Annotated in this window: 11 protein-coding genes; all 11 read left to right on the plus strand. The window is 60.1% G+C overall.

Features of this window, described 5'->3' with window-relative positions:
• Nucleotides 1-106: 106 nt before the first annotated feature.
• The 11 genes from SFLMC1_RS03055 to murD all read left to right on the plus strand — a co-directional run bounded on the left by SFLMC1_RS03055 (nt 107) and on the right by murD (nt 13,278).
• The gene (locus tag SFLMC1_RS03055) at nt 107-1,588 is read left to right on the plus strand and encodes a DUF1846 domain-containing protein (RefSeq protein ID WP_152074021.1); all 1,482 of its coding nucleotides are present in this window, start codon (nt 107-109) and stop codon (nt 1,586-1,588) included.
• 249 nt (nt 1,589-1,837) lie between these two features.
• On the plus strand, nt 1,838-2,176 hold the full coding sequence (locus SFLMC1_RS03060) for a hypothetical protein (protein WP_152074020.1): 339 nt from the start codon (nt 1,838-1,840) through the stop codon (nt 2,174-2,176).
• 177 nt (nt 2,177-2,353) lie between these two features.
• Entirely contained in the window at nt 2,354-4,015 is a 1,662-nt protein-coding gene (locus tag SFLMC1_RS03065; RefSeq protein WP_152074019.1) for a CTP synthase, read from the plus strand.
• Nucleotides 4,016-4,017: 2 nt separating this feature from the next.
• Nucleotides 4,018-4,959 carry a site-specific tyrosine recombinase XerD gene (gene xerD / locus SFLMC1_RS03070; protein WP_187323840.1) on the plus strand — a complete coding sequence of 314 codons (942 nt, stop codon included), beginning with the start codon at nt 4,018-4,020 and terminating at the stop codon, nt 4,957-4,959.
• A gap of 462 nt (nt 4,960-5,421) precedes the next feature.
• On the plus strand, nt 5,422-5,856 hold the full coding sequence (locus SFLMC1_RS03075; protein ID WP_035137949.1) for a division/cell wall cluster transcriptional repressor MraZ: 435 nt from the start codon (nt 5,422-5,424) through the stop codon (nt 5,854-5,856).
• A gap of 20 nt (nt 5,857-5,876) precedes the next feature.
• Nucleotides 5,877-6,842 (plus strand): 16S rRNA (cytosine(1402)-N(4))-methyltransferase RsmH, encoded by a 966-nt coding sequence (gene rsmH / locus SFLMC1_RS03080; RefSeq protein WP_152074018.1) that lies wholly within the window; start codon nt 5,877-5,879, stop codon nt 6,840-6,842.
• A gap of 90 nt (nt 6,843-6,932) precedes the next feature.
• Entirely contained in the window at nt 6,933-7,403 is a 471-nt protein-coding gene (locus SFLMC1_RS03085; protein ID WP_152074017.1) for a hypothetical protein, read from the plus strand.
• Between the two features lie 263 nt (nt 7,404-7,666).
• Complete coding sequence (locus SFLMC1_RS03090) at nt 7,667-9,289, plus strand: peptidoglycan D,D-transpeptidase FtsI family protein (RefSeq protein ID WP_152074016.1); 1,623 nt, start codon at nt 7,667-7,669, stop codon at nt 9,287-9,289.
• Between the two features lie 125 nt (nt 9,290-9,414).
• A complete protein-coding gene (murF, locus tag SFLMC1_RS03095) occupies nt 9,415-10,839 on the plus strand; it encodes a UDP-N-acetylmuramoyl-tripeptide--D-alanyl-D-alanine ligase (protein WP_152074015.1) in 1,425 nt (474 codons plus the stop codon).
• A gap of 3 nt (nt 10,840-10,842) precedes the next feature.
• Entirely contained in the window at nt 10,843-11,862 is a 1,020-nt protein-coding gene (mraY, locus tag SFLMC1_RS03100) for a phospho-N-acetylmuramoyl-pentapeptide-transferase (RefSeq protein ID WP_152074014.1), read from the plus strand.
• A gap of 9 nt (nt 11,863-11,871) precedes the next feature.
• Nucleotides 11,872-13,278 carry a UDP-N-acetylmuramoyl-L-alanine--D-glutamate ligase gene (gene murD, locus SFLMC1_RS03105; protein ID WP_152074013.1) on the plus strand — a complete coding sequence of 469 codons (1,407 nt, stop codon included), beginning with the start codon at nt 11,872-11,874 and terminating at the stop codon, nt 13,276-13,278.
• Nucleotides 13,279-13,286: the final 8 nt, after the last annotated feature.

The raw sequence follows: 13,286 nt of genomic DNA on the forward strand, positions 1-13,286 counted from the left end.
AAAAAAGCCCCGTCCCAAATTAGCTACCCCGGCCCCGGCGGTTGGGGAGGGCGGGCTCCGTTATAATCGCCTAAGACATTAAATGGAAACGGGACGGGAGCCATACATGCGCCAGGGTTTCGACAACGCGAAGTATATCGAGCTGCAGGCCGCTCATATTAAGGAGCGCATCTCGCAGTTTGGCGGCAAGCTGTACTTGGAGTTTGGCGGCAAGCTGTTTGACGACTATCACGCGAGCCGCGTGCTGCCGGGTTTTGAGCCGGACAGCAAGTTTCGCATGCTCAAGAGCATTGCCGACGACGTCGAGGTCATCATCGCCATTAACGCGAACCACATCGAGAAGAACAAGGCTCGCGGTGACCTGGGCATTACCTATGACGAGGACGTTTTGCGCCTGGTCGACCTGTTCCGCGGCAACGGTTTTGCTGTCGCGGCCGTGGTCATCACCCAGTACGCCGGCCAGCCCGCCGCCGATGTGTTCCGCAATCGCCTGAACGCGCTCGGCATTCCCGCCAAGTTGCACTATCCCATCGAGGGCTATCCACACGATGTCGATCTGATCGTGTCCGACGACGGCTATGGCAAGAACGAGTTTGTCGAGACCACCCGTCCGCTTGTCGTGGTCACCGCTCCCGGCCCCGGCTCGGGCAAGCTCGCCACCTGCCTGTCTCAGCTCTATCACGAGCACAAGCACGGCACCGCCGCCGGCTACGCCAAGTTCGAGACGTTCCCGGTCTGGAATCTGCCCCTCACGCATCCGGTCAACATCGCCTATGAGGCCGCCACGGCCGACCTCGACGATGCCAATATCATCGACTCCTTCCACTTGGAGGCCTACAACAAGACCACGGTCAACTACAACCGTGACGTCGAGGCTTTCCCAGTGGTCCGTGCCCTGATGGAAAAGATTCTGGGGGAGAGCCCCTACCAGAGTCCCACCGACATGGGTGTAAATATGGTCGGCTTTGCCATCACCGATGACGATGCCTGTCGCGATGCCTCCAAGATGGAGATCGTCCGCCGCTACTTTGCTGCGGTCGAGGCCGTGCGCCGCACCGGTGTGGGCGATGAGCAGGTTGATCGTCTCAAGCTCATTATGAAGAAGGCCGGTATCGACAAGAATTACTCGCCGGCACGCTCGGCCGCCCTTACCAGGGAGCAGCTGACGGGTGGCCCCGTAGGCGCCATGGTCATGCCCGACGGCTCCGTGGTGACCGGCAAGACTTCCACACGCCTGGGCGCCTCGAGCTCGCTCATCATGAATGCGCTTAAGCATGTCTCGGGCGTTGACCTTGAGCTCGAGGTTATTAGCGATGAGGCGATCGAGCCTATCAGCAAGCTCAAGACACATTTCCTGGGTAGCAAGAACCCGCGCCTGCACACCGATGAGACGCTTATGGCGCTCTCGATCACCTCGGCAACGAGCGAGACGGCGGCCCGCGTCCTTTCGGGCCTGGAGCAGCTGCGCGGCTGTGATGCCTTCTTTAGCGTGATCATCTCGCCGACGGACGAGACGGTGTTGCGCAAGCTGGGCATCAACGTGTGCTGCGAGCCCAAGTTCGAGCGCCACGGTTTCTTCCACCGCTAAGCCTGGATAAATTGGTCTGAAAGGGGCACATCGGGTATACATTCGGTGTGCCCCTTTTATCAACAAAGTTACCGTTTAACCTAAAATTAGCCTGTTTACCTGCCTATAAGCGATTTGGGCGGTATACAATAACCCTAATTGTATCATCCTTATGCGAGGATGCCGCATGATGGATGTTGCCGGCCATCATGGGGTGTGCCGGTCGCGCACGGTGCAAGTGATGTCCGTGCTCGGTTTGAGGAGGCTGCCATGGCTGGCAAGGGTCGTGCGAGTGTCAACGATATGAAGCGTGTCGAGGTGCAGGTGCTGATGGAGATTGCACGGCAGTCCGAAGACAACGGCGGACTTTATGGCTTTTCGCGCAAGACGCTTGCCGAGCGTGTGGGGGTGTCTCCGTATCGCGCCCGCGCGGCAATTGAACGCTTGGAATCCGAAGACATCATTGAGGTCGTCTCGCGCTACAGCGACGACGGCGGCCAGCTCGCAAATGGCATTTGTCTCACGGAGCGTGGCGAGTGGTATCTAGAGGGCATCCGTGCCGGTATGCTCGTGCAGGACTTGATCAAGGACGAAGTCGCCGATCGATAACAGCGCGCACTCATAGGGGAAACGACGCCGCCTGGGCGACCGGACGGCGTTTTGTTTCGAGATGGAGAAATGCGATTGCTCGTAAGAAAATTGTGTGCGTCGCGCGTCGCGAGTATTACAATGGAGACCCGTAAGATGTGTATGGACAACTTCTACGGGAAGCGCAGGTAACTCAATATGACCAAGCATGTGTTCGTGACCGGCGGCGTGGTTTCGTCTCTGGGCAAGGGTATTACCGCGGCCTCGCTGGGCCGTCTGCTCAAGTCGCGCGGCTACAAGGTAACGATGCAAAAGGCCGACCCGTATCTGAACGTCGACCCCGGCACCATGAGCCCGTTCCAGCATGGCGAGGTCTTTGTGACCGAGGACGGCTACGAGTCCGATCTGGACCTGGGCCACTACGAGCGCTTTATTGACGAGAACCTGACCCGCGATTCCAACTTTACGACCGGTGCCATCTATAAGAGCCTGATTGCCCGTGAACGTCGCGGTGACTTTTTGGGCGGCACTGTGCAGGTGATTCCGCACGTCACGAACGCCATTAAGGATAAGTTCCGTCGTATTGAGGAACAGACCGGCTCCGACGTGGTCATCACTGAGTTGGGCGGCACCATCGGCGACATCGAGTCGCAGCCGTTTGTCGAGGCCATTCGTCAGTATCGCAAGGAGGCCGGCCCCGAGAACGTCTGCTACATCCACGTGTCGCTCGTTCCCTATATCGCCGCCGCCCACGAGGTCAAGACCAAGCCGACGCAGCACTCCGTCAAGGAGCTCCGCAGCTTTGGTATCCAGCCCGATATTATCGTTTTGCGCTCCGACCACCATATCGACGATGCCATCCGCGGCAAGATCGCAAGCTTCTGCGATGTCGACACCGACTGTGTCTTTACCAACGAGGACTGCGCGAGCATCTACGATGTCCCGCAGCTGCTCGCCGAGCAGGACTTTGACCTGCGCATTTGCGAGCGTCTGGGTCTGGACCCGCGTGAGCGCAACATGAGTGAGTGGAACGAGTTCCTGCGCAAGCAGAACCATGCCAACCAGCACGCCGACAAGGTAAAGATCGCCGTCGTGGGCAAGTATACGCAGCTGCCCGATGCCTACCTGTCGGTTATCGAGGCCCTGCACCACGCGGGCGTGTTCTTCGATCGCCACGTTGACGTGCAGCTGGTCGATGGCGAGAGCCTCGACGAGCAGAACGTCTCCGAGATCCTGGGTGACGCCTCGGGCATCTTGGTCCCTGGCGGCTTTGGCAAGCGTGCCCTGGAGGGCAAGATCCTCGCGGCCGAGTTCGCCCGCGAGCACAAGATTCCGTATCTGGGCATTTGCCTGGGTATGCAGGTGGCCGTGTGCGAATTTGCCCGCAACGTGGTCGGCCTCGCCGGTGCCAGCTCTTCCGAGTTCGATCCGGATGGCCCGTATAGCGTAATCGACCTGATGAGCTCGCAGGAGGACGTGACCGAGAAGGGCGGCACCATGCGTCTGGGTGCCTATCCATGCAAGCTTGCTGCCGATTCCCTCGCGCGTGAGGCCTATGGGGAGGAGCTCGTCTACGAGCGTCACCGTCACCGTTTTGAGTTCAACAACGCCTTCCGTGACCAGCTCGAGGACGCCGGTCTGGTTATCTCGGGCCTTTCGCCCGACGAGCGTCTGGTCGAGATGGTCGAGCTGCCGCGCGACGTACATCCGTGGTATGTGGCCACCCAGGCTCATCCCGAGTTCAAGAGCCGTCCGACCAACCCGCAGCCGCTGTTCCGCGAGTTCGTGCGCGCCTCGATTGGCCAGCATGAGGGCGTCGATCGCGTGCAGGTGACGCCCATGAACCTCGCTACGGACTAAGGGTGCCGGCGAACCAAGAATATGCCGAAGCTACTCCCTCGTCGCTCGCTGTGGCGGTGGGGGAGTATCTCGATTACCTTGCGGTCGAGCGGGGCTTGGCGCGCAATACGATTGCGGCCTACCGTCGTGACCTGACGACGTACTGCGCCTATCTGGAGCGGGCTGACATTGCGTCTTTTGAAGATGTGAGCCGTCAGGTCGTGGAGGGCTTTGTTGCCGATCGCCGCGATGGAGGCTATTCCGACGCCTCGGTGGAGCGCGCGCTTGCTGCCGTGAAGGGTCTGCATGCCTTTTTGGTGCGCGATGGGGCCGTGGCCCAAAACCCGACGGCGGCGTTGCGCCTGCCCAAAAAGGCAGATCGCCTGCCGGAATACCTTTCGGTGGAGGATGTCTCGGCATTGCTCGATCAAGACTTTCCCGAGGGCGAGATGGGACTGCGCGATCATGCCATCTTGGAAGTGCTTTACGGTTGCGGCTTGCGCGTGAGTGAGCTGGTTGGGCTCGATGTGGGCGATATCCATATTGATGACGGGTTTGTCCTGGTGCGCGGTAAGGGCTCCAAGGAGCGTCTGGCCCCGTTGGTGGGAAGCGCGGCGCGTGCCCTGACACACTATATAGGTGACGGGCGCACTCTCCTGGCCGCCCATGCTCACGGGACGGAGACCTTGGCGGTCTTTTTAAATAAGAACGGACGTCGCCTGTCGCGCCAAGCCGTGCATGCGATATGCGAGCGGTATGGGCGCCAGGTGGGGCTGGTGGGGCTCCATCCCCATACCTTGCGCCACTCCTTTGCCACCCACATGCTCGCGGGCGGTGCCGACCTGCGTGTGCTGCAGGAGATTTTGGGCCATGCCGATATTTCGACCACGCAGGTCTACACGCATGTCGACCGCACGCAACTGACCGAAGTCTATCTGGCGGCGCATCCGCTGGCACATCGCTAGCACCTCGCTGACCTGCATATTTATACATATTAAAGGGGACGGGCCCCAGATTGCCGAGACGCACTTTTGCGCACATGGGCAATCTGGGGCCCGTCCCATTTTTCGCCAGACACCGACGCGGTGGTGGGCCGTGTGTACCGTGGGTGGGGGAGTTTGGGGGCGATGTGAACGGTGTGTAAAGGGACGTAAAAATCGCCTCAAGGTCAACTTGAAGGTTGAGGTTCGCGGGCGTGGTTCTACAGGTGGCATCCCGACTTTGCTGCAAACACAACATATTGTGTTTTCGAACATATGCTCGGGGGTGTTTTGCAACATATTGGGGGTGGAGTGGTGGGGAGAGGTGGGGGAAGGGGTGGGGAAAGGTGTTGAAAAATGGGGCAGTTCCCCATATTATTGATGACGTCGACAGGCGGGGTGGTTCCCCGCGTACGTGCCATCTGAGTAACCGAGGGGAGGGCGCACATGGGAATGACGGGTGCATACGAGCGCAATCTCGATGCAAAAGGTCGTCTATCCCTGCCTGCACCCCTTCGCGAGGAGCTTGGAGAGCACGTTCGCGTGTTCAAAGCCCTGGATGTCGATGCTCTGTACGTGTTCTCTGCCGAGGCCTTCGATAAGTGGGTCGAAGGACTCTTCGCGGGTCGTGAGGGCCACGAGGGTTTTAACCCGCGTGACATCAACGACCAGAAGCTCATGAGGGCGATCAACAAGCGCACCACGTCGATGGATGTGGACAGCGCGGGTCGTATCGGTCTTTCTGAGTCTCTCCGCAAGCAGGCGAACCTCGACCGCGAGGTCACGGTTGTGGGCAACTACGACCACCTTGAGGTTTGGGACCGCGCTACGGCCGATGAGGACGATGACGACGAGGCCCTGCTGGACCTCTTCTTCTCGTAAGGGCAAGGCACGAGTGACGGATGGAGCGTGGGATCTTGACACAAGAATATCGGCATGAACCTGTCATGCTCGGCGAAGTGCTTGAGTCGCTGCAGCTAAAGAGCGGCTCCGTCGTCTGCGACTGCACCCTTGGCGGTGCCGGCCATTCGGTAAAGATGGCCGCGCAGGTGGGGGAGACCGGCCTTTTGCTCGGCGTCGATCAGGACGACATGGCCCTCGAGGCCGCTGGCGCCCGTCTGGACCGCGAGGTTCCCGGCGTACCGCACCAGCTGCTGAAGGGCAACTTCGGCGACTTGGACGAGCTGCTTTGCTCGTCCGAGGTGCCCGGGGTCGATGGCTTCCTGTTCGACTTGGGCGTTTCGTCGCCGCAACTCGATATCCCCGGCAGGGGCTTTTCGTACAACGAGGACGCCCCATTGGACATGCGGATGGATCCGGGTAACAACACCTTAAACGCAGCTGAGGTCATCAACACCTATAACGAACACGACCTCGCCCGGATTCTACGCGTCTACGGCGAAGAGAAGTTCGCCTCGCAGATCGCACATGAGATCGTGCGCCGTCGCGAGCATGAACCGATCGAAACCACCGGTCAGTTTGTCGAGATCATCAAGGCTGGCATCCCCGCTGCCGCTCGTCGGCATGGCGGACACCCGGCCAAGAAAAGTTTCCAGGCTATTCGCATCGAGGTCAATCACGAACTCGATGTGCTCGAGCGAGGGCTTGACGCCGCCACCAGGTGGCTCAACCCGGGCGGACGCATTTGCGTCATCTCGTATCACTCGCTCGAGGACCGTATCGTAAAGAACCACTTTAAGGAGATGAGCCAGGGGTGCACGTGTCCGCCGGAGATTCCGGTGTGCGTGTGCGGCAACGTGCCGATACTCAAGGTCATCACCCGCAAACCCCTGGTTGCCCAACCCGATGAGGTTGCGCGCAACCCTCGGGCGAGATCAGCCAAGATCCGCGTGGCGCAGCGTCTGTAGACGTGACCGCGCGATATTGGACCTCCCGCTCGTACCACAAACGAAGCTTAAACACACTACCAACGTACTCGGGATGGGAGGCGGCATATCATGGGCTACAACACCTCAAACGCAGCACTTGCCTATGATATGAACGCCATGCCCGCCTATCGTGAGACACCGCAGGCTCCTGTTGCTCCCCGCGAGCAGCGCACGCCGCGCTTTGATGTCTACACGGGCGCGGGCCGTCAGGCAAACCAGGCGGTAAGCCCGGTTTTCATGAGCGTTCTTAAAACGTTTTGCATCATAGCGGCTATCTTCATGACGATCGGTGTCGCCCGTGTGGCGCTCGCCGGCGCTACAGCCCAGGTGCTCAACAGCAACGCCGCGCTTACCAACACGCTCGAGAAGGCGACCGATGAGAGCTCAGACTTGGAGGTCATGCATTCGGTCTATGGTGCCGACACGCGCATTCGCGACCTTGCGGGCGCTTATGGCATGGTGGAGCCCAGCGAGAGCGTTACACTTGATTTTTCGCAGGATGCAGCCGCGGGCGCTAGCTCGACCGCGGCCGCTCAGTAACAAGACGGTAGCTGAGTATGACAAATGACTATCGCCGCGGTTCCGACGGGGGTCGCGGTTCTGGACGTCCCTCATCGCGGGGACGTTCTGGTTATCAAGGAACGGGTCGGCCATCTTACAACGCGAGGCCGTCCTATGGCAACGACCCTGCGTCGCGTCTCCGTGGCTCGAGTGGTCCTCAAATACATAACACCAGACCGCGCAAGAGCTCGTCGTCGACCGAATGGCTCACGGGCACGCCGCTGCCCCGTCGTAAAGCCGTCATGGGCTTCATCGGGCTTGGCTTGGGTTTGGGCGTCCTTCGCCTTGCCGACTATCAAATCGTGGAAGCCGATAAGTTACGCGACCGCGCCGATGCACGTCGCTTGCTTGCGCAGACGCTGTATGCCAAGCGCGGTACCATCTATGACCGTAACGGCAACGTGCTGACGTCGTCGGTCGAATGCCGCAACATCGCCGTGAATCCTCAGCTTATCGAGGACGTTGACAAGACGGTATCGGCACTGGTCAAAGCTACGGGCATCGATAAAAAAACCTGTCGGGATCTCGTTTTGTCCGATGGCACCTGGGTGTATATCAAACGTCAGGTGGACGAGGACGATGCCGCGGCGCTGGAGAAGAAGAACCTGCCGGGCGTGCTCTTTGAGCAGGCCATGAAGCGCGTGTACCCCTACGGCAACCTGGCATCGCAGGTACTTGGCGTGGTAAACGTGGACAACGACGGTCTGACGGGCATCGAAAAACAATACAACAAGCTTTTGACCGGAACCAACGGTTCGCTGGTGCGTGAGCGGGCGAGGGACGGTAGCTATATCGCGGGCGGCGCCTATAAGAAGGTTGCCGCGGTGGACGGCGTGGACATCGTGACGACGCTCGATGTCAATATCCAGCGTGCCGCCGAGGACGCCCTGGCCGAGGCGGTCGAAAAGACTAAGGCCAAGAATGGCTCGGCCCTGGTCACCGATCCCACGACGGGCGAGATTCTGGCGGCATGTTCGTATCCGACATATGACCAGACCGATCTGGAAAACGCTAAGACCGAGGACATGAATTTGCGCCTGGTTACCGATGCCTACGAGCCCGGCTCGGTCTTTAAGACGCTCGTGGCCGGTGCCGGCTTCGACTTGGGCGCCGTGCGTTCGAACACGTCGTTTGCGGTGCCGGCGAGCATTAAGGTTGGCGACGACACCGTTACCGACGCCGACAAGCGCGACTACACCATGACCATGGACGTTCGCGAGATGATGCGCCGTTCGTCCAATGTGGGCTTTGTCCTGGTGGGACGCAAGATCGGTGCCGATGATTTTGCCGCCTATGTGGACAAGTGGGGTATCGGTCATAGCTCCGGTGTCGATTTTCCGGGTGAGAGTCTGGGCATCGTCAAGGAGCGCGACCAGTACGACGGCGCCACGCTGGGCTCGATGAGCTTTGGCCAGGCGCTGTCCGTCTCGCCGATTGAGGTCGCGCGTGCCGTGGGCGGCATCGCGAACGGCGGCGTGATGATGACTCCGCACTTCTATAAGTCCAGCAAGGGCGATGAGAAGGACTGGGGCGAAGGCGAGCGTGTGATTTCGGAGGACGCTGCAGCCCAGGTGACATCGTGCATGCAGACGGTCGTGTCCGAAGGCACGGGCGTCGGCGGTGCGGTCGATGGCTATGACGTGGCGGGCAAGACCGGTACGGCCGAGCGTGCTGACGAGAACGGCGGTTACCTCAAGGAGAACTACATGTCGTCCTTTATGGGCTTTGCGCCGGCACAATCGCCCAAGGTGCTGTGCTATATCACACTCGATGGAACGCCGAGTGGCTCGGATGCCGCCGCGGTGCCATTCCAGTCCATTATGGCCAACGCGCTCGACGTGCTGGGTATCCCGCGCACAAAGTAGGGGGTTACAGTCTTGAGCGTGGTCTGCCGTTTGATCTGAAGGGTGTTCACATGCCCTGCACCACGCGCGCATGGCAGTGGGATACAATACGCCGATAGCATTATTAGGTTTACAGGGGAGCTGCAATGATAGAGATCGCCGTCAACAACCTCGCGGCCTCAACGGGGGCCCGAACCGTGACGGAAGAAGTCGATCGGGTATGCCGCGGGTGCGTTATCGACTCGCGCCAGGTCGAGGAGGGGACGATCTTTGTCGCCTTCCCCGGCGAAAAGGTCGACGGCAATGATTTTGCCTCCCGTGCCATCGAGTCGGGTGCCGGTGCCGTCGTGATGACGCGCGAGCCCGATGCCGAGCTGGTTTCGCTGGCGCAGGACAAGGGATGCGCCATCTTGCTGACCGACGACCCCGAGGAGTTCTTGCTGCGCCTGGCGCATGTATATCGCTTGGAGCTTGGCTGCCTGGTCGTCGGCATTACCGGTTCGATTGGCAAGACGACGACCAAGGACGTGCTCGCCGCCGTGCTTGCCAAGCGTTATCGCGTCTGGGCCACGAAGGGCAATTTCAATAACTTGATCGGCATGCCGCTCACAGTGCTTTCCGCTCCGGCCGATACCGAGGTTCTGGTGCTCGAGATGGGCATGAACCATTTTCATGAGATTGAGCGCCTGTCCCAGTCTGCCAACCCCAATCTCGCCATCGTGAGCAAGATCGGAACCTCCCATATCGGTATCCTGGGCAGCCGCGAGAACATCGCCCGCGCCAAGTCCGAGATTGTCCAGGGCATGTGCGCCGCCGGCGACTTCTCGCCGTTGCTGGTTTTGGGCGGCGAGGACGACTTTACACCGTTCATTCGCGATACGTTCGCCCGGCCTGCGGGTATTGACGTGATGCTGGCCGGTGTCTCGGACGACGACGAGGTCCGCGCACGCGACATTCGCGTCGACGACGAGGGCCATCCGGTCTTTACGCTCGACTTTGGTCAGGGCGACACGGTCGATACCATGCTGGCCATTCCCGGCGTGCAGTCCGTGCCCAATGCCGTCAAGGCCGCCGCGGTCGCCTATCGTCTGGGCGTGACGCCCGTGCAGATCGATACTGCCTTTAGGGGCCTTACAATCACCGGTCACCGTCAGGAGATCAAGCGCGCCAAGAGCGGGGCACGCATCATCGACGACTCATATAACGCCAGTGCCGAGTCTATGGCCGCCGGCCTCGATTTGCTGTGCTCGCTCATCTGTGACGGTTCGCGCATGGCGATCTTGGGCGAGATGGGCGAGATGGGCGACGAGGCTCCCCGCATGCACGAACTCGTGGGCGCCTATGCCGCCGCCAAGAAGCTCGACATGCTCGCGTGCGTCGGCGGCGAGCTGGCTCAGCTCATGGCCGATGCCGCACGCATGATGGGTATGGATGAGGACCGCATCCAGGTGTTCTCCGATTATCAGCAGGTGCTCGACCGCATGGGCGGCGCGCTTGAAAATCATGATGTTGTACTGGTCAAGGGTTCCCGTTTTGTTGAGCTCGACCGCTTTGTGGAAGGTGTGTGCTAGCCCATGTTCGGCAATCCCTCGTATCCTACGTATCAGGCCTTTTTGGGACTTGGCATCGCTGCCGCCATTGCGTTGCTGCTTATGCCGTGGTGGATCAGGCTGCTGAAGGTCGAGGGTATCGGCCAACAGGTCCGAGCCGACGGCCCCAAGCGTCATTTGATCAAACAGGGTACGCCCACCATGGGCGGCGTCATCATCCTTGTCGCGATCTCGCTGACCTGCCTGCTGATGGGCAAGCTCACCACCGAGCTCATGCTCGTGCTGCTTGCCACGCTGGCCACCGGCGTTCTGGGTCTCATCGACGACCTGACCTCCGTCACGCATGGTCGCTCGCTCGGCCTGACGCCTCACGCCAAGATGATCGGTCTGACCATCATCTGCGTCACCTTTACCGTGCTCGCCGTCAATTGGTGCGGCGTCGCCCCCGAGATTCGTTTTCCCGGCGGCCTGACGATTGATCTCGGTGTTCTTTCGACCACCATCTGCGGCCTTTCGTTCCCGTGGCTCTACATCGTATTTTGCTGGCTGATGATCGCCGGTCTTTCCAATGCGGTGAACCTGACCGACGGTCTGGACGGCCTTGCCGGCGGTACTTCCATGATCGCCATGCTCGCCATGGCCGCCATGGCATTTTTGCACGGTGACGTGAACCTGTCCATCTTCTGCACGGCGTGCGCCGGTGCCTGCCTGGGCTTTTTGTGGTTCAATTGCTACCCGGCGAGCATCTTTATGGGCGATACCGGCTCGCTTGCCCTGGGTGCCGCTTTTGCCTGCACCTCCATCATTACCAACACCGAAGTCGTTTCCCTCATCATCGGCGGTCTGTTTATCGTCGAGACCCTGTCGGTCATGATCCAGGTTGTCTACTTCCACTTTACGCACAAGCGCGTCTTCCTTATGGCGCCCATTCATCATCATTTCGAAAAGAAGGGCTGGGCCGAGACCAAGGTCGTTATCCGTTTTTGGATTATCGCCGCGGCTTTTGGCGCCGTTGGCCTCGCCCTGTTCTTCCAGTTGGGATAGTGGTCTTTCATGCCTCTTGCTGATGTCTTTAGCCTGCTTGTTTTGGGGCAGGGTAAATCCGGTCTCGATGTCGCCCGCTGGGCGTTGGCTCACCCCGAGCGTGTGAGCGCCACGACCGTGTTTGGCGGCGGTACCTCCGAGCCCAATGACGCCACACGTGCGCTCGAGGCGCAGGGCGCGTCGTTTGTCTACGGCACCGAGCAGGTCGAGGGTGCCTATGACGTGTGCGTGACATGCCCGGGTATCTCGGAGTTCTCGGCCTTCTTTAAGGCTGGGCGTGAACATGCTGCTCAGATTATGGGCGAGCCCGAGTTTGCCTATCGCCTGTCTCCCCAAAATTGGATCGCCATCACGGGCACCAACGGCAAGACAACTACCACATCGCTAACCGATTATCTGCTCAAGGCCGCCGGTGAAGCCAGCGTGGCCGTCGGCAATATCGGTGAGCCGCCGGTGAACGAGGTTGACGGCCGCGCACACAATGAGTGGTTTGTGGCCGAGCTGTCGAGTTATCAGATTGCTACGACCGCCGAGCTTCATCCTCGCGTGGCGGTGCTGCTCAACATCACGCCCGACCACCTGGGCTGGCACAAGAGCCACAAGAACTATGCGCTTGCCAAGATCAAGTTGTTCGAGAATATGGTCGACGACGACCTCGTGGTTATCGACGTTGAGGATGCCGGCATCCATGAGTTCGATGAGTACATCTACACACCGGGTCGCCGCATCTGCAAGGTCGCTTTTGACGAGCCCGAGGGTGCAGACGCCGCCTTTGTGCGCGACGGCAAGATGGTCGTTCGCCTGAAGGGCGTCGAGACTCAGCTTGTCGCCACGTCCGAGCTCAAGATCTCGGGCCATCACAATGTCATCAACGCCCTTTGTGCCGCCACGGCTGCTCTGGCCGTCGGTGCCGATCCCGAGGGCATTTGCCGCGGTTTGGCATCGTTCCGGCCGCTCGAACACCGCGTGGAACCCTGCGGCGAGATCGATGGCGTGCGCTACGTCAACGATTCCAAGGCAACGAACACCGATGCGGTCGAAAAGGCTCTGACGGCGTTTCCCGACGACGATGTGATTTTGCTGCTCGGTGGCCACGATAAGGGCACGCCGCTTGCGGACTTTGCCCACGTCGTTATGGACAACGTGCGCTCGGTCGTTTGCTTTGGAGATGCGCGCGAGCGCTTTACCGCCGCTATGGACGAGGCCGATGTCGATGGCGACGTGGATATCGCCCAGGCCGATGATCTGCGTGATGCCGTTGACGTTGCCCGCTCGCTCTCGAGCCGCGGCGACGTGATCCTGCTTTCGCCCGCTTGCTCTTCGTTCGACGAGTTCTCGGGCTACGAGGAGCGCGGTCGCGTGTTTAAGGACTATGTTGCCCAGCTTGCTGCAGCAGCGAAATCGCAAACGGAATAGGGGTTGCC

Source organism: Collinsella aerofaciens, from assembly GCF_901212495.1.
In the GTDB taxonomy this organism is placed as follows: Bacteria; Actinomycetota; Coriobacteriia; order Coriobacteriales; family Coriobacteriaceae; genus Collinsella; species Collinsella aerofaciens_H.